This is a genomic window from Nocardiopsis sp. NPDC058789 (genome assembly GCF_042745575.1).
Classification (GTDB): Bacteria; Actinomycetota; Actinomycetes; order Streptosporangiales; family Streptosporangiaceae; genus Nocardiopsis; species Nocardiopsis eucommiae.
Window position 1 is genome coordinate 45271 of sequence record NZ_JBHYOW010000021.1, and the last position, 24717, is coordinate 69987.

At 71.1% G+C, this 24717-nt stretch carries 24 protein-coding genes and 1 CRISPR repeat array; of the genes, 18 read left to right on the forward strand and 6 right to left on the reverse strand.

From position 1 onward, the window contains the following. Positions 1-72 precede the first annotated feature (72 nt). The 9 genes from ACFW3L_RS23800 to ACFW3L_RS23840 all read left to right on the forward strand — a co-directional run bounded on the left by ACFW3L_RS23800 (position 73) and on the right by ACFW3L_RS23840 (position 8895). Positions 73-1074, forward strand: coding sequence for an ABC transporter substrate-binding protein (locus ACFW3L_RS23800; RefSeq protein WP_378745946.1), 1002 nt, complete (start codon positions 73-75; stop codon positions 1072-1074). Positions 1075-1153: 79 nt separating this feature from the next. After that, the gene (locus tag ACFW3L_RS23805; RefSeq protein ID WP_378745954.1) at positions 1154-1900 is read left to right on the forward strand and encodes an SAM-dependent methyltransferase; all 747 of its coding nucleotides are present in this window, start codon (positions 1154-1156) and stop codon (positions 1898-1900) included. Positions 1901-2021: 121 nt separating this feature from the next. After that, positions 2022-2609, forward strand: coding sequence for a TetR/AcrR family transcriptional regulator (locus ACFW3L_RS23810; protein ID WP_378745964.1), 588 nt, complete (start codon positions 2022-2024; stop codon positions 2607-2609). 4 nt (positions 2610-2613) lie between these two features. Next, the gene (locus tag ACFW3L_RS23815) at positions 2614-3810 is read left to right on the forward strand and encodes a GDSL-type esterase/lipase family protein (RefSeq protein WP_378745977.1); all 1197 of its coding nucleotides are present in this window, start codon (positions 2614-2616) and stop codon (positions 3808-3810) included. Positions 3811-4030: 220 nt separating this feature from the next. Next, entirely contained in the window at positions 4031-4723 is a 693-nt protein-coding gene (locus ACFW3L_RS23820; protein WP_378745988.1) for a haloacid dehalogenase type II, read from the forward strand. Between the two features lie 186 nt (positions 4724-4909). Next, positions 4910-6025: a FecCD family ABC transporter permease gene (locus ACFW3L_RS23825; protein ID WP_378745995.1), complete on the forward strand. Its 1116-nt coding sequence runs from the start codon at positions 4910-4912 to the stop codon at positions 6023-6025. Further along, positions 6025-6810: an ABC transporter ATP-binding protein gene (locus tag ACFW3L_RS23830; RefSeq protein WP_378746002.1), complete on the forward strand. Its 786-nt coding sequence runs from the start codon at positions 6025-6027 to the stop codon at positions 6808-6810. The genes ACFW3L_RS23825 and ACFW3L_RS23830 overlap by 1 nt, the downstream gene beginning before the upstream one ends. Next, positions 6807-7808 carry an ABC transporter substrate-binding protein gene (locus ACFW3L_RS23835; RefSeq protein ID WP_378746008.1) on the forward strand — a complete coding sequence of 334 codons (1002 nt, stop codon included), beginning with the start codon at positions 6807-6809 and terminating at the stop codon, positions 7806-7808. Before ACFW3L_RS23830 ends, ACFW3L_RS23835 begins: the two co-directional genes overlap by 4 nt. Positions 7809-8052: 244 nt before the next feature. After that, positions 8053-8895 (forward strand): phosphotransferase, encoded by an 843-nt coding sequence (locus ACFW3L_RS23840; protein ID WP_378746011.1) that lies wholly within the window; start codon positions 8053-8055, stop codon positions 8893-8895. 333 nt (positions 8896-9228) lie between these two features. Further along, positions 9229-9498: a CRISPR direct-repeat array (repeat unit 26 nt; unit sequence TCCATCCCCGCGTGCGCGGGGAGCAG). 340 nt (positions 9499-9838) lie between these two features. Here the strand turns inward: ACFW3L_RS23840 and ACFW3L_RS23845 are convergent. Then, the gene (locus ACFW3L_RS23845) at positions 9839-10213 is read right to left on the reverse strand and encodes a hypothetical protein (RefSeq protein WP_378746017.1); all 375 of its coding nucleotides are present in this window, start codon (positions 10211-10213) and stop codon (positions 9839-9841) included. 214 nt (positions 10214-10427) lie between these two features. Here ACFW3L_RS23845 and ACFW3L_RS23850 point away from each other — a divergent pair, with 214 nt between their 5' ends. The 4 genes from ACFW3L_RS23850 to ACFW3L_RS23865 all read left to right on the forward strand — a co-directional run bounded on the left by ACFW3L_RS23850 (position 10428) and on the right by ACFW3L_RS23865 (position 13609). Continuing rightward, on the forward strand, positions 10428-11276 hold the full coding sequence (locus ACFW3L_RS23850) for a helix-turn-helix domain-containing protein (RefSeq protein ID WP_378746026.1): 849 nt from the start codon (positions 10428-10430) through the stop codon (positions 11274-11276). After that, positions 11276-11530 (forward strand): DUF397 domain-containing protein, encoded by a 255-nt coding sequence (locus ACFW3L_RS23855; RefSeq protein ID WP_378746030.1) that lies wholly within the window; start codon positions 11276-11278, stop codon positions 11528-11530. Before ACFW3L_RS23850 ends, ACFW3L_RS23855 begins: the two co-directional genes overlap by 1 nt. A gap of 146 nt (positions 11531-11676) precedes the next feature. Then, positions 11677-12138, forward strand: a complete 462-nt coding sequence (locus tag ACFW3L_RS23860; RefSeq protein WP_378746035.1) for an NUDIX domain-containing protein — start codon at positions 11677-11679, stop codon at positions 12136-12138. 151 nt (positions 12139-12289) lie between these two features. Then, positions 12290-13609: a YjiH family protein gene (locus ACFW3L_RS23865; protein ID WP_378746042.1), complete on the forward strand. Its 1320-nt coding sequence runs from the start codon at positions 12290-12292 to the stop codon at positions 13607-13609. Between the two features lie 48 nt (positions 13610-13657). Here ACFW3L_RS23865 and ACFW3L_RS23870 read toward each other — a convergent pair whose 3' ends face one another. The 4 genes from ACFW3L_RS23870 to ACFW3L_RS23885 are packed head-to-tail and all read right to left on the reverse strand — an operon-like array spanning position 13658 to position 17194. Then, positions 13658-14674 carry a pyridoxal-phosphate dependent enzyme gene (locus tag ACFW3L_RS23870; protein WP_378746047.1) on the reverse strand — a complete coding sequence of 339 codons (1017 nt, stop codon included), beginning with the start codon at positions 14672-14674 and terminating at the stop codon, positions 13658-13660. Then, complete coding sequence (locus tag ACFW3L_RS23875; protein WP_378746052.1) at positions 14632-15678, reverse strand: GHMP kinase; 1047 nt, start codon at positions 15676-15678, stop codon at positions 14632-14634. The genes ACFW3L_RS23870 and ACFW3L_RS23875 overlap by 43 nt, the downstream gene beginning before the upstream one ends. Further along, positions 15675-16475, reverse strand: coding sequence for a Rossmann-like domain-containing protein (locus tag ACFW3L_RS23880; RefSeq protein WP_378746060.1), 801 nt, complete (start codon positions 16473-16475; stop codon positions 15675-15677). Before ACFW3L_RS23880 ends, ACFW3L_RS23875 begins: the two co-directional genes overlap by 4 nt. Beyond that, the gene (locus ACFW3L_RS23885) at positions 16472-17194 is read right to left on the reverse strand and encodes a methyltransferase (protein WP_378746070.1); all 723 of its coding nucleotides are present in this window, start codon (positions 17192-17194) and stop codon (positions 16472-16474) included. The genes ACFW3L_RS23880 and ACFW3L_RS23885 overlap by 4 nt, the downstream gene beginning before the upstream one ends. A 280-nt stretch (positions 17195-17474) precedes the next feature. Between ACFW3L_RS23885 and ACFW3L_RS23890 the strand changes: the two genes are divergently transcribed. Next, on the forward strand, positions 17475-18710 hold the full coding sequence (locus tag ACFW3L_RS23890) for an MFS transporter (RefSeq protein ID WP_378746082.1): 1236 nt from the start codon (positions 17475-17477) through the stop codon (positions 18708-18710). 99 nt (positions 18711-18809) lie between these two features. Here the strand turns inward: ACFW3L_RS23890 and ACFW3L_RS23895 are convergent, their stop codons facing one another. Beyond that, complete coding sequence (locus ACFW3L_RS23895; RefSeq protein ID WP_378746088.1) at positions 18810-19619, reverse strand: DeoR/GlpR family DNA-binding transcription regulator; 810 nt, start codon at positions 19617-19619, stop codon at positions 18810-18812. Positions 19620-19781: 162 nt separating this feature from the next. Here ACFW3L_RS23895 and ACFW3L_RS23900 point away from each other — a divergent pair, with 162 nt between their 5' ends. The 4 genes from ACFW3L_RS23900 (at position 19782) to ACFW3L_RS23915 (ending at position 24555) form a co-directional block, all read left to right on the forward strand. Further along, a complete protein-coding gene (locus ACFW3L_RS23900) occupies positions 19782-21173 on the forward strand; it encodes a homoserine dehydrogenase (RefSeq protein WP_378746092.1) in 1392 nt (463 codons plus the stop codon). A 1-nt stretch (position 21174) separates the two neighbouring features. Beyond that, positions 21175-22566, forward strand: coding sequence for a GntP family permease (locus tag ACFW3L_RS23905; RefSeq protein WP_378746102.1), 1392 nt, complete (start codon positions 21175-21177; stop codon positions 22564-22566). A gap of 94 nt (positions 22567-22660) precedes the next feature. Further along, complete coding sequence (gene otnK / locus ACFW3L_RS23910) at positions 22661-23908, forward strand: 3-oxo-tetronate kinase (protein WP_378746108.1); 1248 nt, start codon at positions 22661-22663, stop codon at positions 23906-23908. Next, complete coding sequence (locus tag ACFW3L_RS23915) at positions 23905-24555, forward strand: class II aldolase/adducin family protein (protein ID WP_378746118.1); 651 nt, start codon at positions 23905-23907, stop codon at positions 24553-24555. Before otnK ends, ACFW3L_RS23915 begins: the two co-directional genes overlap by 4 nt. Positions 24556-24717 lie beyond the last annotated feature (162 nt).

Consider the following 24717-nt stretch of genomic DNA (forward strand, 5'->3'; position numbering starts at 1 on the left):
AGCCCCAAGCCGCGCTAACCTGGAGAAATCCGGCTTAGGCAAGGCTAAGCTCATCTTCGCCAGCGAGGTCCCATGAACCCCGGTCCGTCCGCCCGTCTCGGCCTGGTCGCCGTCGGCGCCGCGTCCGCCGTCCTGCTCTCCGCCTGCGGTGGCCCCGGCACCTCCTCCGAGCCCTCGGGCGAGGCCGCCGAGGGCTACCCCGTCACCGTCGAGACGCTCTTCGGCGACGTGGAGATCGCGGACCGCCCCCAGAACGTGGCCGCGCTCGGCTGGTCCGACGCCGAGACCGCGCTCGCCCTGGGCGTGCAACCGGTGGGGGTCGCCGACTGGCAGGGCTACGGCGGCGCCGGTGTGGGCCCCTGGGCCGCCGACCTGCTCGACTCCGAGCCCACCCAGCTGGGCACCATGGAGCCCAACATCGAGGCGATCGCCTCCCTGGAGCCCGACGTCATCCTGGACACGCGCTCCGACAACTCCCAGGAGCGCCACGACCTCCTCTCCCCGGTCGCGCCCGTCGTGGGCCCGCCGCCGGAGGTCGAGGTCACCTACGGCACGACGTGGCAGCAGCAGACCCGCCAGGTCGCCCAGGTGGTGGGCGAGGAGGAGCGCGGCGAGGAGCTGGTCACCGAGCTGGAGGGCCGCTTCGAGGAGTTGCGCGCGGAGAACGCCGGGTTCGCCGACCTCACCATCGCCGTGGGCGCCTACTTCGACGGCCAGTACGGGGCCTACGTGCCCGGTGACACGCGTGTGGACGTCCTCACGGAACTGGGCTTCGAGTACAAGCCCGAGCTGGTCGAGATGGCCGACGGAGCCTTCTACACGGACCTGAGCTCCGAGCTCGTGGAGGAGCTGGACGCCGACCTCACCCTGGTCTTCCCGATCGGTGACGCCGATACCGCCGCCTTCCTCGACGAGGACCCGGTCCTCCAGGGCATCCCCTCGGCCGAGGCCGGGCGCCTGCTCGTCCTCGACGACCCGGAGCTGGTCAACGCCTTCTCCAGCGGCTCCACCCTGGGCATCCACCACGCCCTGGACGAGATCGTCCCACTCATCCAGGACACCCTGGAGGACTGACCACGGTTCCGGGGGCCCAGCGGCTACGGTGGCCGTCTCTCCCTCGTCGGGCACGGAGTCCGGCGGAAAGGCGGTCACCATGGACCTCCCCCGCATCTTCACCATCCGCGAGAGCGGCCACCGCATCCACAACCCGCTGACGCCCCACAAGTTCGCCGTGCTGGGCGAGGCGCTCCGCCTGCCTCCCGGGACGCGGGTGCTCGACCTGGCCAGCGGGTCGGGCGAGATGCTGTGCACCTGGGCGCGCGACCTCGGGTTCACGGGGACGGGCGTGGACGTCAGCTCGGTCTTCACCGCACAGGCCCGGGACCGCGCCGTCGAACTCGGCGTCACTGACCGGGTCGAGTTCGTCCACGGCGACGCCACCGGGTACGTCACGGACCCACCGGTCGACGTCGCCGCCTGCGTGGGCGCCACCTGGATCGGGGACGGCGTGGCCGGGACGGCCGAGCTGCTCGGCCGGAGCCTGCGCCCCGGAGGTCTGATGCTCATCGGTGAGCCCTACTGGCGCCGGACCCCGCCGGACCAGGAGACGGCCGAGGGGTGCCACGCCACCGGGCCGTCCGACTTCCTGCTGCTGCACGAACTGATCGAGCAGTTCGGCGACCTCGGCTACGACGTCGTGGAGATGGTGCTGGCCGACCAGGACAGCTGGGACCGGTACTGCGCGGCCCAGTGGCTCAACCTCCGCCGCTGGCTCGACCGGAACCCGCGGGACGAGATGGCTCCCGAGGTGCGGGCCGAGCTCTCGACCGAGCCCGCGCGCTACGCGCGCTACATGCGTGAGTACCTCGGCTGGGGGGTCTTCGCCCTGATGCGACGCTGACCTCACGGCCCGCCCGATCCCACTGACCCCTCCCACCGCCCCCTCCCCCGAAGTCATGTCCTCGGTTGCCTAAAGGGCTTAGGCAGACATAGAGTGCTTTTCGGAAACGAGGAGGACCTTGATGGCACGAGCGGGACTGACCCCGGAACGCCTCACCCGGGAGGGCGCGGAGCTGGCCGACGAGATCGGCTTCGACCAGGTGACGGCCTCGGCGCTGGCACGGCGCTGCGACGTGCGGGTCGCGAGCCTCTACTCACACGTGCGCAACTCCCGGGACCTCCGGACCAGGATCGCTCTGCTCGCACTGGAGGAGATGGCCGACCGGGCGGCCGACGCCCTCGCGGGCCGGTCCGGGAAGGACGCCCTGGTCGCCCTCGCCAACGTGTACCGCGACTACGCCCGCGAACACCCCGGCCGCTACGCCGCCGCCCAGCTCCGGCTCGACCCGGAGACGGCGGCGGCCAGCGCCGGGGTACGGCACGCACGGATGACGCGGGCGCTCCTGCGCGGCTACGACCTCGACGAACCCGACCAGACGCACGCGGTGCGCCTCCTGGGCAGCGTCTTCCACGGCTACGTCGCGACAGAGCTGGGCGGCGGCTTCGACCACAGCGAGCCCGACTCCCAGGAGAGCTGGTCACGGACGCTGGACGCGCTCGACCACCTGTTGCGGACCTGGCCCGCCCCGAACGAGACGAACCACGGGTAGACCCATGAACACCGAGAACCACTGGATCACGACCCCCCTCACCCCGGACCTCCTGCTCGGAGCGATCGAGTGGGAGCGCACGGAGCGGGGCCTGCTGCCGCACCGGCTGCCCGCGCGGGCCCGCGCCCAGAACCCCGAGCCCCTGCTGGCGCTGGCCGAGGTCCAGCCCTCGGGCGTACGGCTGCTGCTGCGCACCCGGGCCACCGCGATCGAGCTGGACACCCTGCCCACCAAGCGGGTCTACCCGGGGATCTCCGCCCGCCCGGACGGGGTCTACGACCTGCTCGTGGACGGCCGACTCCACGCGAGCACCACCGTGCCCGGCGGCGACACCCTGACCCTCGACATGGCCACCGGAGCCCTGGAGCACGCGGACGGACCGGTCGGCACCGCCCGCTTCACCGGGCTGCCCGACCGGGTCAAGGACGTGGAGATCTGGCTGCCGCACGACGAGGCCACCCGGCTCGTGGCCCTGCGCGCCGACGCCCCGGTGGAGCCGGTCACCGACCGGAGACGGCGGGTGTGGCTGCACCACGGGAGCTCCGTCAGCCACGGTTCGGACGCCACCAGCCCCACCTCGATCTGGCCCGCGGTGGCCGCCGCCCACGAGCCGGTGGACCTGGTCAACCTGGGCCTGAGCGGCAACGCGCTGCTGGACCCGTTCACCGCCCGAGCGATGCGGGACACCCCGGCCGACCTGATCAGCGTGAAGATCGGCATCAACCTGGTCAACGCGGACCTGATGCGCGCACGCGCCCTGGGCCCGGCGGTGCACGGCTTCCTGGACACGATCCGCGAGGGCCACCCCGACACTCCGCTGCTGGTCGTCTCCCCGACCCTGTGCCCCATCCACGAGGACACCCCCGGCCCCACCGAGTTCGACCCGGAAGCCCTGCGCGCCGGACGCAAGGTGTTCCGCGCCACCGGGGACCCCGCCGAGCGCGCGTCCGGGAAGCTCACCCTGGTCTCCGTCCGCGAGACGTTGTCCCGGATCGTACGGGAGCGCGCGGCCGAGGACCCGCACCTGTCCTACCTGGACGGCTGTGAGCTCTACGGGGAAGCGGACCACGCGGAGCTGCCGCTGCCCGACCGCCTCCACCCGGACACCGCCGCGCACCGGCGGATCGGGACGCGTTTCGCGGCGCTGGCCTTCGGCCCCGGCGGCGCGTTCGCCCCGGCCCCCGGCACCTCCTCCCACTGAGCGTCCGACCCGGCACGACACGTCTCCGGCGACCGACCGCACCAGGCCGATCCGTCCGGCCCGCCGCGCCGACACGCGACCGCCCGGGTTCACCGGAACCCCGCCGACCCCGGCGGGCTATGCTCGCTGGGCCCGGCGGACACACGGTCGTCCGACCCGTCTCCGAGAGACCCGCCCGCGCGGTCCGGGCGGCGCGGCCGCACACACCAGGAGTCGCCACGTGACCTCACCCCCCGACATCGACGTGATCTTCTTCGACGTCCTCGGAACCATGGTCGACGAACCCGGCGGGATCGGGCGCGGCATCCGGGCGCTGCTGCCCGGCGCCGACGACGCCCGGGTGACGGAACTCCTCCGAACGTGGTCGGGGCACGTCGAGGAGCGCCAGCGCGCGATCCTCGCCGGTGGCCTCCCCTACGCCAGCAGCACCGAGCTCGATCACGAGGCGGCGGCACGCGTGGCGGCCGAGGCCGGGATCGACGACGAGGAGGCGGTCCTCGAACTGGCGGAGGCCGCACGGCGCCTGGAGCCGTGGCCCGACTCCGTGCGGGCGCTGGACCGGATCGCCTCCCGTTACCCGGTGGTCGGGCTGTCCAACGCCAGTGGCCCCGCTCTCACCCTCATCAGCGCGCACGCCGGACTGCGCTGGCACCAGGCACTCTCCGCCGAGGACGCGCGGGCGTACAAACCCCACCCGGACGTCTACCGGCTCGCACTCACCCACGCGGGCCTCCCGCCGGAGCGCCTGCTGATGGTCGCCGCGCACGCCTGGGACCTGCGCGGCGCACAGGCCCTCGGGATGCGGACCGCCTACGTGGAGCGTCCCGTGGGGGACCCGCCCGGCTCGACGGACTCCTTCGACCTCACCGCGAGGAGCCTCGACGCCCTGGCGATCCAGCTCAACGCCGTCTGACCCCTCTTCCAGGGCTGCCCCGGCCCGTCGGTGGCTCCGTGCTCGCACGGACCGCCGGCGGGCTTCTTCGTGCGCCCGGCGCCGCCCCTTCCCCGAAAGTGGACACGAGGGGCCGCGTCTGCGTTTAGAATGAAAACCGTTTTCATATCCACTCGTATCCCTCGCCCTCACAGGAAGGGAGGCCGGATGCGGCACGCCCCCGCTCCCCCCGCTCCCCTCACCACTCCCTCCCCCGGCCCCGAAGCCGCGCCACGGGTCCGCTGGCTGACCACACCGGCGGGAACCGCGACCGCAGCCCTGGCCCTGACCCTGGTCCTGGTCGTCTCCACGGTCCTGGCGATCGGCCTGGGCTCGGCGGTCGTCCCCCCTCAGGAGACCGTCCGCTACCTGTGGGCGGCGCTCAGCGGCGGCGTCATCCAGGCCGACGAGGTCACCCGCTACCAGGTCATCTGGGAGATCCGCACCCCGCGCGTCCTGCTCGCCGCCGTCGTGGGCGCCGGGCTCGGCACGGTCGGCGTGGCCGTCCAGGCGATGGTGCGCAACCCCCTCGCGGACCCCTACATCCTCGGCGTCTCCTCCGGGGCCTCCGTGGGCGCGGTCCTGGTCGGCGTCCTGGGCGTCTCCGCCCTCGGAGTCCACGCGGTCTCGGCCGGGGCCTTCGCCGGGGCCCTCGCGGCGACCGTACTGGTCTACGCCGTCTCCTACTCGCGCATGGGTGTGACCCCGCTGCGCCTGGTCCTGACCGGGGTGGCCCTGTCCTTCGGCTTCCAGGCGGTCATGAGCGTGATCGTCTACCTCGCCCCCAGCAACGAGGCCACCAGCACCGTCCTGTTCTGGACCATGGGCAGCTTCGGCGCCGCCACCTGGGCCTCGCTCCCCGTGGTCGCGGCCGCCGTGGTCCTCGGCGCGCTCCTGCTGCGCTCACGGGCCCGCTCCCTCGACGTGACGGCGCTGGGCGACGAGACCGCCGCCAGCCTGGGGGTGGACGCGGACCGCCTGCGCCGCTGGCTGTTCGTCCTGACCGCCGTGATGACCGGCGCGATGGTGGCGGTCAGCGGCGCGATCGGGTTCGTCGGTCTGGTGGTGCCGCACATCGTACGCATCCTCGTGGGCGCCGACCACCGCCGGGTGCTCACCGTCGCGCCCCTGGCGGGCGCGGTGCTCATGGTCTGGGTGGACCTGGTCTCCCGGGTGGTCGTGGCCCCGCGCGAACTCCCCCTCGGAGTGATCACGGCGCTGATCGGCGTCCCGGTGTTCATCATGCTGATGCGCCGTCGCGGCTACCTGTTCGGAGGACGCTGATGGACCTGCGACTCGACGAGCTCTCGGTGGACCTGGGCGGCGCGCGGATCGTCCGCCAGCTCACCCTGGACGTCTCGGACGGGCAGGTGGTGGGGCTGGTCGGCCCCAACGGCTCCGGCAAGTCCACGGCCCTGCGCTGCGTGTACCGGGCCCTGGGTCCGACTGCGGGCCGGGTGCTGCTGGACGGCGATGACCTGACCTCCCTGAGCCCGCGCGCCAGCGCCCAGCGCGTGGCGGCCCTCACGCAGGAGAACGGGAGCGACCTCGACTTCACGGTCGAGGAGCTGGTCGCGCTGGGACGCACCCCCCACCTGCGCGGGAACCAGCCGCTCAGTGCCCGGGAACGCGCCCTGTGCCGGAGTTCGATGGAACTGCTGGACGTGGCGCACCTGGCCGGGCGCGGCGTGCTCGAGCTCTCCGGAGGCGAGCGCCAGCGCGTCCTGGTGGCCCGCGCCCTGGTCCAGGAGCCGCGCGTGCTGGTGCTGGACGAGCCCACCAACCACCTGGACGTCCGCCACCAGCTCGACCTGCTCTCCCTGCTGCGCGACGTGGGCGTGACCGTGCTGGTGGTCCTGCACGACCTCAACCTGGCCGCCTCGGCCTGCGACGTGGTCGGTGTGCTCTCCGAGGGCGCGCTGGTCGACGCGGGCAGCCCCGAGAAGGTGCTCACGCCCGCCCTGCTCCGGGAGGTCTTCGGCGTGGAGGCCACCGTCGTCCCCCACCCCCTCACCGGCGGCCCCCAGCTGCTGTACCGGCTCCCACCCTCAAGGAAGGACCCCCGATGAATCCCCGAATCCCGCTCCGCCCGCTCGCCCTGGTCCCCCTCGTGACCGTCTCCGTCCTGCTCGCCGGCTGCGGCGCCCGGGTCGAGGGGACCTCCGAGGCCGGGGCCGGACCGGTCACCGTCCAGCGCTGTGGCGAGGAGGTGGAGTACACCACGCCGCAGCGGGTGGTCGCCTACGAGGGCGGCAGCGCGGACAAGCTGTTCGCACTCGGGCTGGTCGACCACGTGCACGGCTACGTGATGCCCCCGGCCAACCCGCCCGTCGAGGAGTCGCCGTGGGCCGAGGACTACGCGGCCGTCGAGTTCCTCAGCGACGACCTGCTCAACCGGGAGCTGGTGGTGGACGCGGAGGCGGACCTGGTGGTCGCGGGCTGGAACTCGGGCTTCAGTGACCAACGGGGCATCACCCCCGAGATCCTCGACGGCATCGGCGTCCAGAGCTTCATGCACGCCGAGTCCTGCTTCAACTACCCCGGCCACCCCGAGCGGGTGACGCCGTTCGAGGGGCTCTACACCGACCTGGAGCGGATGGGACGGATCTTCGGAGTGGAGGAGCGCGCCACCGAGCTGGTCGCGGGCTACCGGGAGCGGGTGGCGGCGGTCGAGGAGCAGGTGCCCGAGGGCGACCCGACCCGCGTCTTCCTCTACGACTCCGGCACCGACCAGCCCTTCACCGCGGGCAACCAGGTCCCGCCCCACGACATCATCGAGCACGCCGGGGGCAGCAACATCTTCGGTGACCTGGAGCAGCGGTGGACCCAGGTGGGCTGGGAGCCCGTGGTGGAGGCGGAGCCGAAGGTGATCATCATCCTGGACTACGGCGACCAGCCCGCCCAGGAGAAGATCGACTTCCTGACGTCGTCCCCCGCCATGGCCGAGGTCCCGGCCGTGCGGGAGGAGAACTTCTTCGTGCTGGACTACAACGAGGGCATCTCGGGCCCGCGCAACATCGACGGCCTGGAGAAGTTCGCGGAGTACCTGCGCGAGCTCCAGGGGTGAGCGATCGGCGGGCCGCCCCGAGAGGAGTCCCGGCGCGGCCCGCCCCGGTCTCGGAGGGAAGTGACGCCCCGAGGTCGGCGGGCCTTCCCCAGGAGCCAGCGGTGCGGAAGCAGCGGTGCCCGTGGCCACTTCCGTTCCCCCGGGCTGACCGGCCTGCTCATCAGCACCACGAACTCCGAGCGCTGGGAGCAGGCGGCTGACAACGTTGGTGATCCGCTGTCCGACCACCGACTCAGGAAACTCTGTGAACTCCTCGATCCCGCTCCCGAACGACCTCACTGATCAGTGGCACCAGGCTGTCACGTTCCTCGGAGCCTCAGCACCTTCGGAGGTCGCTCTCCGTTCCGGGCTCGGAGGGAGGACCCTGAGCGGACCAGTGGTGGCCGCGAACGGAGTTGAGGCGTGGCTGCGAGTGATGGCCGCGCCGCGCCCGGAGGGCAAGCTCTGGGAAGGGGCGGCACTTGCTGAGAGGTATTTGAGCGCGACGATTCCACGACCGGACCTGCTCGCGGACCACTCGTGGTCGTCTGACGGAGCTGCGTTCCAGGCTCACCTGTGGGCGCTTCTTCGAGGCAAGGAACTCTCAGAGACGCCCGACCTTTCAGCACCCGCTGATGTGACTGATCAGTGGTGGTCGGCGCTGCATGGGGCGGTTGATGAAGTCGGTCGAACCCCCATGCCTGTAGGCCGAGAGGTGATAACACAGGCGTTCATCCACAGGATTCCCCGCTTCATTCCCGCGCTGGAAGGTGTTGATCTGACCGTCAAGGACTGGCGGACTGCTCACGGTGACCTCCACTGGGCGAACGTCACCAAGGAGCCCCTGGAACTCATCGATTGGGAAGGGTGGGGTGGGGCTCCAGCAGGCTACGACGCTGCGGTTCTGCTCGCGTACAGTCTCCCGGCCCCCGCAACGGCTTCGAAGGTTCGTGATGTGTTCGGGAGCTTGCTCCGGACGGAGACCGGCCGACTCGCGCAGCTGGTGATCTGCGCGGAGATTATCCAAGCTTCCGAACGAGACGACATCCACGCGCGGCTGAGGCCCTACGCGGAAGGCCTGGTCACCGAACTGCTCGCTCCGCAGTAGTCGCAGGAGGCTCTGCCCGCCTTCGATGATCAGGCCCGGTGTCCCGCAGGAGGGGCACCGGGTTCGTCGTGTGGTGGCCAGCCCGAGCGCGCGCCGTGCGGCACTGGTGGCGCATCGGAACGCCTGTGCCTGCTCCAGGGTTCCGAGCGCGGTGGGCTGTCGATCAGGCTTTCGCACGCCTCCACGACTCCGTTCAGGATGCGCACGGAAAAGCGACTGATGACGGCGCTCCACTCAGCGAACGTGTCCATGATGGTTGCCGAGATGTCCACCAGGTCTTCCCGCACGTGCCAGGACGGACCGAACACCCTGGTCTGTGTGGGCGTCTGTGACGGGGGCTCACCGGTCGCGGGGAGCAGCGGGTGGACCCGTGCCGCACGATCAGCAGCGCGGGTCCATCCCCGCGTGCGCGGGGAGCAGGAGGAAATCGGCGTAAACGCCGCATAGTAGACGGATCCATCCCCGCGTGCGCGGGGAGCAGGCAGCAGCGAACTTCTCCGCCCACTCCTCAGGGGGTCCATCCCCGCGTGCGCGGGGAGCAGTGCCGGATCTCCAGGTCGCGGACACGCTCGACGGGTCCATCCCCGCGTGCGCGGGGAGCAGAAACTTCTCAAAAGTTGGACACAGAAGACAAAAACCCACATACGCCGCATGATTCATCGCCTCCCTGATCGAATTCTAAGGAGAAGACAGCAGGCAGCACCACGAGCCGGTTCGGGCCGAAGAGGACAGCCAACGTCCGACGGCGGCAGCACCGGCAAGGACCGGCACCAACGACGACTTCCAATATGAGCACACCGTGACCCCGAATCCGAAACTAGAGAGTTCTCGGAGTACCTGCGCGAGCTCCAGGGATGAGCGACCGGCGGGTCGCCCCGGGAGGTCCCGGAGCGGCCCGCACCGGCCTCGGAGGGAAACGGTGGCGTGAGAGGACGGTCCGAGGTCAGAGGGTCGCGGTGCCGTCCTCACGGAACCTTCGGCCCAGCTCGAAGAGGCGGACCAGGTGACCGGCGAACCGCACGGTGTTGAAGGCCTCCGCCATGTCCTCGCCGAGGGTGATCTCGACGTTCGCCAGACGGTCGGGGCTCAGCCGCACCTGCATTCCCAGTTCCTCGTCGTCGATCACCAGGAACTCCGGGGTCTCCCGGTCGAAGTCCTGAACTGACAGGCCAGCGGCGCGCAACAGGTCCCGGATGGTGGCGCAGTAGCGAGCGTACTGCTCGGAGGACAGGATCTGAGGCTCCTCGTTGTCCACGGAGGTGTCGATCTTGTCCCACTCCTGGGCAACAATGGGGGTGGGGATGTGGACATCGTTCATCGGCGTTCCCTCCTTGAAGGCCGCCCGAGGTGGGGCGAAGAGGCTGCAATCTCGCTACCCCACCCCGGGCGGCTGTCTTTGTGTCAGCAGGCGGCCCACATCCGGCGCGATCGCACCGAGTGATACCTGCCTCACTTAAAGTGTGACTGAGGCAGGTACAATCACAAGTCAAGTTGTAGGTACAATTTTCCTAGACATCTTCAAGGAGGCACACATGCCGAAGCGAAGGCCGACGCTGCGGGCGCAGTGGCTGGGAAAGATGCTGAAGGAGCTGCGCGAGCAGAACGGGCTCAAACTCACCGACACCGCCGAGTACCTGCAACGCAGCTTCTCGGCCATCAGCAAGTTCGAGTCGGGCGCACTGCCGGTCCGTGAACCCGAGGTTCTCGCCCTGATGGACCTCTACGGGGTGGAGGGCGAGCAGCAGCGCGCCTCGTTGCTCCGGCTCTCCAAGGAGATCAGCAGGACCGGATGGTGGGAGAAGTACTCCTCCGAGATCGCTGACTGGTTCATCGACTACATGTGGTTGGAGAGCCGCGCTGATCGCATCCGCACGTTCGACATCACGCCCGTCAACGGGCTCGTGCAGACGGCGGCGTACGCGGAGGCATTGTTCCGTGCTGCCAACCCGCATGATTCATCCGCTCAGATCGAACGAGGCGTCGAACTCAGGATGTCACGGCAGGCCATCCTCGAAGGTGAGAACGCCGTACAACTCGACATCGTCATGGAGGAGGCCGCCCTTCAGAGGATGGTCGGCGGTCGCGAGGTCATGAAGGACCAGATCCGGCACCTTCTGGCCTGTTCGGAACGGCCTAACATCGGGATCAGAGTCGTCCCCTTCGAGGCTGGCGCTCTGGTGAGCCCCGACGGGGGCTTTCGCCTCATCGATATGGAGGACCCCTTCCCTCTGATCGCCTATTCCGTGAGCCCGGCAGGCGGTTTCTACCTGGAATCCGAAGAAGCCGGGCATCTGGCGGCCTTGTACGATCGCTTGCAGGGGATGAGCTTGAGCCCTGAGGACTCGGTCGCGTTCATCGCAGCCTTGGAGAGGAACCTGTAATGAACCGGGACACGTCGGCCGTTATTGGTTGGCGCACAAGCAGCTACAGCTCTGACACTGGTGGACAGTGCGTCGAGGTCGGCTGGCACATCAGCAGCCATAGTCCTGATGGCGGCCGCAGCTGCGTCGAAGCGGGCCCCTTCCTGGACGAACCCCAACGCTTCGCGGTGCGCGACTCCACCCAACGCGACCTGGGCTACCTCTCCTTCCCCTCCTCTGAATGGTCCGCGCTGTTGCGCGTCTCCTCCTTCTGAGCCCCCTCCCGCCTCAGAGTCCGAGCCCTCCCCCGGGCGACCCACTCGATCAGGCCCGGAGAGTGGCGGGCGCGACGCGACGGGCCGCCCGGGATCGGCGCGAGCCGAAGCTCTCCTCACCATGGGACGAACCGAAGCGGGGACACATGACCGGCGTCGTCAAGCAGAGCGCTCGCGCCCTCCTCTTCGACAGCGAGCGGCGCCTCGTGCTCATCAAGCGCACCAGACCCGGCCGGGAGCCCTATTGGGTTTCCGTCGGAGGCGGTCGTGAAGCGGACGACGTCAGCGTCGAAGCGGCCCTGCGCCGTGAGGTCCTGGAGGAACTCGGCGGCCGGATCGACCGGGTCCGCCAGGTCCTCGTCATCACCGACGACCTCCCCGGCGGCACGGGTGTCCAGCACGTCTTCGTCGCCCGCTTGACCTCCATGAACCTCGCCGACCGGACCGGAGCCGAGTTCACCGAACCCGGGCGCGGCACCTACGAGGTGGTCCGTCTCCCCGCCTCACGGGAGGCCCTCGCGGGCATCCGCCTCCTGCCGCCCCAGCTCTCCGCGTTCCTGCGGGCGAACATCGACGGCCTCCTCGCACTGGTGGAGGAGGAGGGCTGAGCCGGACACACGGGGGAAACGCTCGGACCCCGGGACGAAACCCGATGTCCGAGATCTCGGACGCTTTCTGCTCTCAGGCCCGGGTGTCCCGCGTCACTTTCTGCTTCGATTCCGGGAATACTCCCATTTCAGAGGCAGGAGGAGCCCCCCCGTGAGCGACAACGCGACCGCTTCGAAGGCGGCCGGGACGTGGCGCCTGGTCGTCTACAGCGGTATCGGCATCTTCATGTTCTTCGTTCCCGTGACCTTCGGGGACCGGAACGCCATCCCCCTCGACCATCTGGTCACCCTCCTCCAGGCCGGGCTCGGACCCGCCCTTCCCTACGTGATCTGGCTGGTCATCGCGGCCGGGACCGTGGTCCCCTTCGTCACGGGAACGTGGCGGCACAGCGGTGTGAAGCTCGTGTTCGCCCTGCTCAACATCGTGGGCCTGGTCGTGGCCTCCATGGTGATCCTGGACGTGGGTCCCGCGTGGTTCATGGGCGACGACCTCGCCCCCTTCCTGTTCAACGCCGTGGCCGTGAACGTCGGCCTCCTCGTGCCGGTCGGCGCGGTCTTCCTCGCGATGCTGGTCGGATACGGGCTCATGGAGTTCGTCGGCGTGCTGCTGCAACGCGTGATGCGGCCCGTGTGGCGCGTCCCCGGACGCTCGGCCGTGGACGCCGCCGCCTCGTTCGTGGGCAGCTACTCGCTGGGCCTGCTCATCACCGACCGCGTCTACCAGTCCGGGCGGTACACCGGCCGGGAGGCGGCGATCATCGCGATCGGGTTCTCCACGGTCTCGGTCACGTTCATGGTGGTCATCGCCAACACCCTCGACCTGATGGGGATCTGGCTGACCTACTTCTTCCTGACGTTCCTCGTCACCTACGCGGTCACCGCGATCCTCGTGCGCGTCCCGCCGCTGAGCCGTATCCCGGACGACCACTTCCCCGGGGCGACGCCGCAGCCCGAGGAGGAGGTCACCGGCAACCGCGTCGGGCACGCGTGGCGCGAGGCGAGGAAGGCCCTGGTCGCGGCGCCCTCCCTGCCGCGCAACGTGTGGGTGAACTTCGTGGACGGGGTCCGGATGAGCATGTCCATCCTCCCGTCGATCATGTCCGTGGGCACCATCGGACTGGTCGTGGCGCACTCCACCCCGGTCTTCGATCTGCTGGCCTACGTTTTCGTCCCCTTCACCTGGGTGGTGGGGCTCTCCGACCCCATGCTGGCCGCCAAGGCGCTCTCGGTGGGGATCGCCGAGGTGTTCCTGCCCGCCACCGTGGCCGCCGGGTCCGAGGACCTCGTGCTCCGTCTGGTGGTCGGGGTCGTGTCGGTGTCCTCGATCGTCTTCTTCTCCGCGCTCGTCCCCTGCGTCCTGGCCACCCGCATCCCGCTGACGGTGGGGCAGCTCGTGGTGATCTGGTTCCAGCGGGTCATCCTCAGCACCCTCATCGCGGGCCCGCTGGCCTACCTGCTGGTCGGTCTCTGACCCCGGTCCGAGGAGGGCCGGGTCGCGGCCCGGCCCTCCTCGGGTCGGTCACTCCCGGTGGACCGCCCGTTCCGGGGCGGGCTGGCGCCCCCAGGCCATCCGGCACCAGGGCGGCGACAGCTCCTTGAGGTCACCGACCTCCCGGGGAGCGAGGTCGGTGACGTCAGCGGCCTCCTCGTGTCGCGCGAAGACCGTGTCCACGTACCGGTGTCCGGTGTCGGGGGCCACGAACACCACCCGCCGGTCCGGGGCGGCCGCCGCCTCCCAGCGCGCCACCAGGTAGGCGGCTCCCGTGGAGAGCCCAGCGAAGACCGCGTGGCGGCGGAGCAGGTCCGTGCTCCCGGCCAGGGCCGCGTCGAAACCGGTCCAGTGCAGGGTGTCGTACAGGGTGTGGTCGACGTTGCCGAAGGGGATGGAGCTGCCGATGCCCGCGATGATGATCTGCGGGTCCGTGACGTGGTCGCTGCCGAAGGTGACGCTGCCGAACGGCTGGACCCCCACGAGCGGGGTGTCCGGGGCGCTCTCCCTCAGGTAGCGGGCGAGCGCCCCGGTGGAGGCGCCCGATCCGACCCCGCCCACCAGGGTGAGCGGGCCGTCTCCGGTCTCCTTGCGGATCTGGTCGGCCACCGCCCGGTAGCCGAGGCCGTGGACGACGTCGTGGTACTGCCGCATCCAGTGGTAGTCGGGGTGTTCACGGAGCACTTCCCCGACCCGTCGCACCCGGCGGTCCTGGTCCAGCCGGAGGTCGTCCGAGGGCGGCATCTGCTCCAGGGTGGCGCCCAGGATCGCCAGTTGGAGGCGGAGGGGCTGGTCGATGGTGGTGGAACCGATGATGTGGCAGCGCAGGCCGTACCGGTGGGCGGCCAGGGCCAGCCCGTAGGCGTAGATGCCGCTGGAGCTGTCCATGAGGGTGTCACCGGGGCGGACCACCCCGGTGTCGAGCAGGTGGCGTACGGCCGCGAGTGCGGAGGCCACCTTCATGGACTCGAAGCGCAGGCACAACAGGCCCCCGCCGAGGTCGATCAGGTCGGGTCTGGCGATGGCTTCCGAAACGTGCTCGTCCAAGGTGGCTCCGCGGTGGTCGAGGGTGGTGGGGCCGGGGTGGGTGGGGTCGAGGCGACCCCGGTGAGGACGGGCCGTGCGAAGGGGGGCGGCGAGGCACCGAACCGTGTGGACGTGGAGAACACGCGGTGGGGGGTGAGCCCCGCCGCGTCGAGGCGGTCGGCGGCGGCCGCGAGGCGTTCCCCGAGATCGGGGGCGGCCGCGTCGAAGAGCACACCGGCCACGTTGCCGCTGTGCGCCACCTGGATGCCCACCGCACCGCACTCGCGGGCGACCTCCCTCAGCGTGCCCAGCTCGTCCTTGGGCAGCACACGCTGGTTGAGGATGGCACTCTCGGTGCTGACGCGCCCGACCCCGGCCACGTCCTCCTCGGTGATCGCGGTACGCAGCGCGGCACGCAACCTCTCGTAGACGGCGATGTCCCCCCGTCGTGCGTTCCCCTTCAAGGAGAGGGTGTCGACCGGTTGGCCACTTCCGGTCAGACAGCCCACGACCGCCATCTCCGGCAGCACGGGGCCCAACTCCTCCAGGACACGGCCCTCACGCTGGGCGAACAGCAGGGGGCGCTCCCCGAACATGACCGGGTCGCTGGCGCCCTCCGCCGCGACAGCGACCCGGGCCACGGACTCCGGGGACAGCTCCACGCCGAGCCCGGCCGCGACCGCGCGCACCGATGCCGTCACGTCGCTGGTGGACGAACCCATGCCGAGCCCGGGCCGGGCCCCGCCCCGGACGCTGAGGTAGCCGCCCACCAGCGGTGTCCCGGCCACGCGCGCGCACTCCGCCACGGCGAGTTCGGCGGCGCGTGCCGCCTTGGCACGGTCGAGGGGGTCGACGACGACGTGCCGGGGCGCCTTCACGGAGAACGGGGTGAACAGCGCGCGGGTCCGGGGCTCGGACATCGGCAGGGTGACCAGACCACGGGTGGGGCGTCCCCGCTCGTCCAGGAACACGCCCTGGAGGATCTCACCGTGGTGGCAGGTCGCCTGTCCAGTTCCTACGGTCACTCTCGGGTTCCTTCTCGGTAGCGGTAGAGGTGGGTCGGTTCTGCGCTGAACTGCGAGAACGGGAAGGGTTCGGCGGAGACCGCCGTGACGCCCGAGCCGAGGAAGGCCCGGGCGACCGCGCTGCCGCTCTGCGCGTACAGGACCAACGGAAGGTCGCGTTCGCGGCAGCGTTCCAGGAGGCGGTCGAAGCTGCCGTTGCCCAGGGTCATGCCGGTGGCCACGACCGCGTCGGCCTCGGCCAGGACCTCCTCCATGTCGGGGCTGACGGGGTCTCCCCACTGGGTGCGGCGGAGGTTGAGGTCGCAGGGCAGGCACTGGCCGCCCCGCTCCCGGATCGCGGCCACGAGGGGGTTGACCACGCCGATCAGGGCGATCCGCCTGCCGTCGGGGTCGGGGAGGAGACCGGCGATCGCGCGGTCGCGAGCGACGGCGCGCTCCTCGGGGGTGCCGTACGGGAGGGTGACCCGTTCGGCGCGGGGGTCCTCGGAGTGGGGGTGGGCCTGGCCCAGGTAGGCGTCCAACGCGGCGAGCCGTACCGGGGCCGGGCCTCTCAGGAGGTCGGCCAGGGGTCTGCCGGACAGGTCCGCGCACACGTCGGGGTCCAGCTGGCCCGGTTCGAAGGAGCACGCGCCGAAGGCCCGGCCGATCCGGACCAGGACGTACTGGTTGAGGTAGGTGACGTCGCCCCCGGCCAGGCGGGTGCCGTGGTGAACCCAGAACACGCTGGTGGCGACGGGGAGGTCGGGGGTGTCGAGCACCGACTGGAGAAGGGTGTCGAGGGTCTGGGGGTGGCTCACTTGACGTTCTCCCGGGTGAGGCGGAACAGGTAGGTCAGGACTCCGTCGTTCCAGTCGTGCAGGTGGTGGACGTGGGCCGTGAAGCCCTCCTCGACGGCGTGGCCGATGATCCCCCGCAGGTCCGCGGTGTTGGAGGCGACGAAGTAGACCTGGCCACCGGGGGCCAGGAGGTCGCGTTCGGCGAGCTGGGTGAAGAACGCGTCGGTGACGGGTCGGCCCGCGCAGACGTTGCGGACGATGTCGGGGTCGTCGCTCACGGGCTGGCTGACCGCCGGCGGATTGAAGGTGACCACGTCGAGTCGCGGTTCGGGCGGGAAGGCGGCGAACAGGTCGGAGACCAGCGGGACGAACGCGGTCCCCTCCCCCGCGCCGACGACGCGCCGGTAGTTGTGCTCGGTGGCCGCCACGCTGGCCGGGTGGACGTCGGCGGCGAGGATCCGGGCCGCGCCGCGGAGCCCGGCCACGGCCGCCTCGACCCCGAGTCCGACTCCCATGGCGGCGTAGACGCGTCCGCGCACGTCGATGTCGTCGTCGAGGACGCGCTGGTGGATCATCCGGCTGGTGGCGCCGGGGAGGAACACCTCGGGCGGGACGTCGAACTCCCACCCGTTCCACGAGTAGGAGCGGAGGGTGTGCAGGTCGACCCTGGGCTGGTTGAGGCCGATGATCCGTTCGGCGGGCAGCGGTGGGGGCAGCTGGGCGATCTGTGCGGGGTCCACGCGTGGCCTTTCGGGGCAGGGGGCGTCGGTCGGTACGCCCTGGGGGCGCCGGTTCCGACGACCATAGCGAAAACGATTATCGTTGTCACGAGGAGCTCCTCGCTCCACGAGGTCGCTGCCCCCTTCACGCGAGCGCCAACCCCCACGGAAGCGGACATCCACCCCACCGCAGGCCAACCGCCCGCGCCGTGGGATCCAGTTTCGCCAACAGAGTCGCAACTGATAATCGTTTTCACTAGAGTGAGACCCTACACACCCCGAACCGAGATGAGTACTCCTCGTGTCCACGACGCCGAACACGACCCGTCCCCGGGAGCGCCGTGGCGCACCGCTGCTCCGGCCGACCTTCGTCCGCCTGTGGTGCGCGACCACCGCGTCGGGCCTGGCCACCTGGGCCATGCCGTTCATCCTGGGCCTCGCGGTCCTGCACGGAACGCTGAGCGCGGTGGGGCTCGGGCTCGTCCTGGCCGCCCGCACCGCCGGGTTCCTGGTCGCGGTCCCCCTGGGCGGCCTGTACGCCGATCGCCACTCGCGCCGGGCCGTGGTCCTGTGGTCCGGGCTGGCGGCGGCCGTCGCCAGCCCGGTCCTCGCCGCCGGGCTGGGCGGCGGCTCGGTCGCCCTGATGACCGCTGCCGCCGCCGTCGTGGGTGTCGGCCAGGGCGCCTGCCGCCCCGCCTTCCAGGCGCTCACCGCCGAGGTGGTGCCCGCCGAGGACCGCCAACAGGCCAACGCGGCGCTGACCTTCTCGGTGCGCGGGGTGACCTTCCTGGCCCCCGGCCTGACCGCCCTGCTGGCCACGGTGACCGGCCCCCAGGTGCTCCTGCTGGTCACGGCGGCCCTCTGGCTGGCCGCGGCCCTGCTGCCCCGAGGCGGAGACGCCGCCCCCGTCGAGCGCCCCGCGCGGGCGCCCTTCCACGTGGAGTTCGCCGAGGGGCTCACCGAGGCGCGCCGCCACACCTGGTTCCTCGCCGGGCTGGGCGCCCTGACCGTGGTGATCGCCCTGGGCTACTCCGCGACCAACGTCCTGCTCCCCCTGGCCAGCCGCGACCACTACGGGACCGAGGCCGTGCTGGCCGGCGCGCTGACGGCGTACACCGCCGGGGCCCTGGTCGGAGCGGTGCTGGTCTCCCGCTGGAAGCCGCGCGCCCAGGGCTGGTGGGCCCTGTTCGGGCTGGGTCTGTACGCCCTCGCCCCGCTGAGCCTGGTGTTCCCCGTCGGCGGACTCTGGGTGTTCGCCGCCTACGCCGTGGTGGGCCTCGGCGTGGAGCTGTTCAACGTCCCGTGGTTCACCGCCGCCCAGCGCGAAGTGGCCCCGGACAAGCTGGCCCGGGTGTCGTCGCTGGACTTCCTGTTCGCCTACGGGTTCGCCCCGGTCGGGCTGGCGCTGATCGCCCCCGCCGCCCAGGTCTTCGGTGCGCAGACCGTGCTGCTCGCCTGCGCCGCCCTGTGCGTCCTGGCCCCGGCCCTGGCGGCCCTGGCCCCGGGCTCCCGCGACTTCCGCACCCGCCGCCCCTGACCCCGCGCCCGAGACGGGGTGGGGCCCCGGGGCCCCGGGGCCCCGGGGCCACTTCGGGGCCGTCCTCACCGTGACCGGGGGCGCCGGTCACGGTGGGGGTCAGACGGTGGGGTCCAGACGCGCCACCTCGTCGGATACGCTCTGGGGGCTCACGATCTCCAGGCTGACACCGACCTCCTGTATGGCCCGCGCGGACGACTCGGCCAGACGGTCGTCGGTGATCACCGTCGAGAAGCTCTCCAACGCGGCGACCTTGAAGGTGCCGAACGCGCCGTACTTGTCGGCCCCGGCGACCAGCACCGACGACGACGCGGCCGCCATCGCGGCGCGCTTGACGGCGACCTTGGACCGCGAGGGCGTGGTCGAACCGCGCCCGATGTCCCACGAACTGGTCGACATGAAGGCGACGTCGATGTTGAACTCCGCCACGGTCGCGGCGGCCATGTCGCCCACCGCCGAGCGGTTCTCACGGTCGATCTGCCCACCGACGAAGTACAGGGACAGGTCGGGGTGGTCGGACAGCGAGGCCGCCGTGGTGAGGTCGTTGGTGATGACCGTGAGTCCGGTGACTCCCCACAGCGACGGCACCAGGTGACCCAGGGTCGTCCCGGCGTCCAGGTAGACGGTGTGACCGTCCTCGACCAGGGCGGCCGCCGCCTGGGCCATGGCGCGCTTCTCGTCCAGGTCCAGACGGGACTTGTCCAGGTAGGAGGGCTCGGTGCGGACCTGGGAGGCGAGTTCCACGCCGCCGGGGACCGATCGGACCCGCCCCTCCTCCTCCAGGTTCATGATGTCGCGGCGGACCGTCATGTGCGAGACACCGAGGATGTCGCAGAGCTCCTTCACGCTCAGCACACCCGTGCCGCGCAGTTCTCTCAGGAGCAGTTCGCGCCGTTGCGCCGGGATCATCGTCCTCCTTCGAGTGCGTTCACAGGACCATGGTAGCGAGTGTTACCAGATGATACGAGGCGTGATAATTGTTGACTCGCATGTTCCTCTCCTGTTAAACAGGGCGTGTTGCCGTTACGGATGAGGACAGCGTGTCCACCGTGACGTGAGAGAAGGAGAACCATGCAAGCCACCAGCACCACGGGTCCGCCCCCGCCGACCGTGCGCTACGCGATCACCGGAGCACGGGGCGGCTTCGCCCGCACACTGCTCGCCCAGACGCCGCGCATGGAACGCCTGCGTCCCTCGGTCCTGTGCGACCTGGACACCGAGGGGACCGTCGCCCTGTGCGTCGAACTCGGGTACCCGGCCGCCGCGTTGAGGGCGTGTTCCACCCCCGGCGACCTGGCCGCGCTGTCCGGTGACGAGATCGCCGTGATCGACGACGCCGCCCTGCTCGAACACGCCGACTACGACGTGCTCGTCGAGGCCACCGGCAGCCCCGCGGCGGGCACCGACGCCGCGCGGCTGGCCATCGGGACCGGTCGCCACGTGGTGATGGTCTCCAAGGAGGTCGACTCCGTCTCCGGCGTCGCCCTGGCCGCCCTGGCCGCCGAGCGGGGCGTGGTCTACACGCCCGGTATCGGGGACCAGCCCGCCAACCTCATCGAGTGGTACGAGCGCACGCGCCTGCTCGGGCTCGACGTCGTCGCCATCGGCAAGTCCGGTGAGTACGACCTCGTCTTCGACCCCGCCACCGGCCGCGTGCGCCAGCTCGACCAGGAGGTCCACGCTCCCGAGATGGCCTCCCTGCTCACCCTGGGCGAGGACGTGCCCGCCACGCTCGCCTCCCGGGCCCTGGCCGTCTCCGACATCACGCGTTCGGCCGCCGCCGACTACTGCGAGATGGGCGTGGTCGCCAACTTCACCGGCCTGGTACCCGACGTGGAGTCCCTGCACTACCCCGTCGCGCGCACAGCCGAGCTGGCCGACGTCTACGCACTCGCGGAGGACGGCGGCATCCTGACCCGTTCGGGCGTCGTGGACGTCTTCAGCGTGCTGCGCCTGCCGGACGAGGCCTCCTTCGCCGGCGGCGTCTTCGCCGTCGTCCGCACCGGTGACGACGTCTCCTGGTCACTCCTCGCGCAGAAGGGCCACGTGGTCTCGCGTTCGGGACGCTACGCCTGCCTGTACCTGCCGTACCACCTCATGGGTGTGGAGACACCGCTGAGCGTGCTGGCCGCCGCCGACCACCACCGGGCCGCGGGCTCGCGTCCGCCCGCCCCGCACGCTGTCCTGGCCGGACGGGCCCGCACCGCGCTTCCCGCCGGGACCAGGCTCGACATGGGCGGCCACCACCACGACGTGACCGGTGTGGCGCCCGTCCTGCTGGACTCCGCCGACGCCCCCGCCGACGTCGCGCCCCTCTACCTGGCGGCGCACACCACCCTGGCCCGCGACGTGGCCGCCGGGGAGCTGCTGCTCCTGGGCGACCTGGCCGACCCCGAGGACACGCTCCTCGACACCTGGAACCAGGCGCGCACACGCTCGCCCCTGAACACCGGAGAGCAGTGACATGTCGGACGTCCTCACACTGTTGGCGTTCCTTGGCGCCATCGCCGTGCTCGTGCTCTTCATCGCACGGTTCAAGGTCCACCCCGTGGCCACGCTGTTCATCGTCGTCGTGGCACTCGGGCTCGTCCTGGGCATGGGCGGCACCGGAACCGTCGAGCTGGTCAAGGAGGGTTTCGGGAGCACACTGGCCAACGTCGGCCTCCTGATCATCTTCGGCTGCGTCCTGGGCAAGATGCTCGAACTGAGCGGCGCGGCCATGAAGATCACCGAGACGGCCCTGCGGCTGTTCTCCGAGAACAAGGTGCCCTGGGCGATCGCCCTGGCCTCCACCGTCCTCGGCATCCCGCTCATCGCGGACACCGCCGTCGTCATGCTCATCCCCATCGTCTCCGCCCTGGCCTACCGCACGGGCATCTCGATGATGAAGCTCGGCCCGATCCTCTACATCGGCGCCTACGTCATGACCTCGGTCATCCCGCCCGGTCCGGGCCCGCTCGCGTCCGCCTCGCTCCTGGACGTCAGCATGGGCGAGGCCATCATCTACGGACTGGCCGTGGGCGTCCCCGGCATCCTGGCCGCCACGATCTACCTGTCGCGGACCAAGACGCACGTGCCGCCCAAGCCCGAGTTCGTCGAGCACCTGGCCAACGCCGGGGGTGGTTCCTCCGGGGCCTCCGGGTCGGCCGGCGCCTCCTCAGACGCCGTCACCGGCGGGGACGAGGCGCCCCGGGTCGGGCTCTTCGGCTCCCTGCTCCCGATCCTGGCGCCCATCGTCTTCATCGTGGTCGCGTCCCTGACCGCCCCGATCCTGCCCGAGGGTTCGTGGTTCACCGCGACCGTGCTGTTCGTCGGTGAGCCGACGATGGCGCTGTTCCTCGCCTGCCTCCTCGCCCTGCCCCTCTTCCGGGGGCGCTGGCGGGACAAGGCCACCCTCAACGACCTGTTCGAGTCCGGACTGCGCATCGCGGCCATGCCCCTCGCGCTGACCGGTGTCGGCGGCGCGCTGGCCACCATCATCCGGGAGACCGGAGTGGCCGAGAACGTCGCGGGAACGATCGAGAGCACCGGGCTGTCCCCGGTCATCATCCCGTTCCTCATCGCCGCCGCCGTGTGCACCATCACCGGCTCCAACATCCTGGGCGTCATGACCTCGGCCGCGATCATGCAGCCGCTCCTGCCCGCCCTCGACCTCTCGCCGCTGGTGGTGTACCTGGCCTGCGCGACCGGCGCGCAGATCATGAAGCACGCGAACTCCTCCGGCTTCTGGGTCACCACGACGCTGTCGAACATGACCGTCGGGCAGGGCATCCGCTCCATCGGGGTGGCCTCGGTCATCTCCGGTATCACCGGGTTCGCCGTCCTGAACGTCATGATCGCGACCGGTCTCGTCTAGGGGGTGTTCCGTGGGGTCCCCCTCCACGGAACACCCCTCCACGCCGTCGCCCCTCCCCCCGTCCGTCCACCACCATCGATCCACAGGAGAACCCATGGCGACCCTCGGCGCGATCGCCGACGATCTCACCGGAGCCACCGACCTCGCCATCACGCTCACGTCCGCGGGCTTCCGCACCACCGTCGTCCTGGGAGCGGACGCGGACGGCGAGCGGCACACGCTCGACGCCGCGAACGGTGCCGACGCCGTGGTCGTGGCCCTGAAGTCGCGCACGATGCCCGTCGACGAGGCGGTCGCGGTGTCGCTGGACGCGCTGGCGTGGCTGCGCCGGGCCGGGTGTGAACGGTTCTACGTCAAGTACTGCTCCACCTTCGACTCCACTCCGGAGGGCAACATCGGCCCGGTCTCCGAGGCGGTCCTGGAGGCCCTGGACGAGGAGGTCACGGTGATCGCCCCGGCCTTCCCCGCGAACGGGCGCACCGTCTACCGGGGCCACCTGTTCGTCGGCGACGAGCCGCTGGACGAGTCGCCCATGCGCCACCACCCGCTCACCCCCATGACCGACTCGAACCTGCTCCGGCTGCTCGAACCACAGGTCAGCCGGGGCGCGGACGACACGGCCCTGGTGCCGTGGCCGGTGGTGTCCCGGGGCGCCGACGCGGTGCGCGACGCCATCGGCGCCGCCCGGGAGGCCGGAGCTCGGTTCGTGGTCGTGGACGCCCTGCGTGACGCCGACCTCCGGACCCTGGCCGCCGCGACGGACGACCTGCGTCTGCTGACCGGCGGCAGCGCGCTCGCCCAGGGGCTCTGCGGCCCCCGGTCCGACGAGCGCTCGGAGTTCACGCTGCCCGGCGGTCCGCGCGTGGTGCTGTCGGGCAGCGCCTCCCGGGCCACTCAGGGGCAGGTGCGGCACGCTCTCTCGTCGGGCTCCGGTCTCCGGATCCGCGCCGCAGCGCTCCGGGAGGACTTCGAGGCCGTGGTGTCGAGCGCCGTCACGGAGGCGCGGGCCAGCGAGGCGGCCCCGTTCGTCGTCTACGCGACCGCGTCGCCGGAGGACGTCGTGGACACGGCGGACGCGCCGGTGATCGAGCGGGCCCTGGCCGAGATCGCGGAACGTCTGGTTGCCGCGGGGACACGTGCGCTCCTGGTGGCGGGTGGTGAGACCAGCGGAGCGGTGGTGCGTCGGCTCGGTGTCGGCTCGCTCACCCTGGGCCCGGAGGTCGATCCCGGAGTGGCCTGGATGCTCGGTCACCGCGACGGTGAGGACATCCACCTGATGCTCAAATCCGGGAACTTCGGCGCCGAGGACCTGTTCGTGCGGGCGTGGGAGGAGGGCGCGTGAACGAGCAGACACGACGCGCCGCCGAGGAGCTGTGCGCGGCGGGACGCCGCGCCGTGGACCTGGGACTGAGCCCGGGATCCTCGGGCAACGTCTCGGTCAGGGTCGGGGGCGCCGTCCTGATGAGCCCGACCGGGGTCTCCCTGGGGGATCTCGAACCCGAGGGCCTGTCCGTGCTGGACGACGCGGGGACGCACACCGGCGGTCCCGCCCCGTCGAAGGAGTTCCCGCTCCACCTGGAGATGTACCGCAGGTCCGGGTCGGCGCGCGCCGTCGTCCACCTGCACTCGCCGCACTCCACGGCGGCCTCCTGCCTGCCCGCGTGGTCGGCCACGTCGGCGCTGCCGCCCGTCACGCCCTACCTCGTCATGCGTGTGGGCCAGGCTCCCCTGGTCCCCTACGCGGCGCCCGGCAGCCACCGGCTGGCCGAGAACCTCGCGAAGCTGCCGGGGAGGTTCGACGCGGCGCTGCTCGCCAACCACGGTTCCCTGGTGGCGGGCGCGGACCCGGGGACCGCCCTGGCCGGAGCGATCGAGCTGGAGGAGGCCGCGCGCGTCGTCGTCGCCCTCCGGGGGAGCACCTTCTCGGTGCTCTCCCCCGAGGAGGTCCGGGAGCTCACCGACCGGTACGGGACCACCTGGGACGTGTGACCTCCCTGCCCGGTCCGCGTCCTCCGGACGGGAACGACAGCGGTCGGGGGGGGGGGGGGGGGCCCCCCCCCCCCCCCCCGCCCCGCCCCCCCCCCCCCCCCCCCGCCGGGGGGGGGGGGGGGGGGGGGATAAAAAACAGACCCCGGCCCCCACCAGGATCGT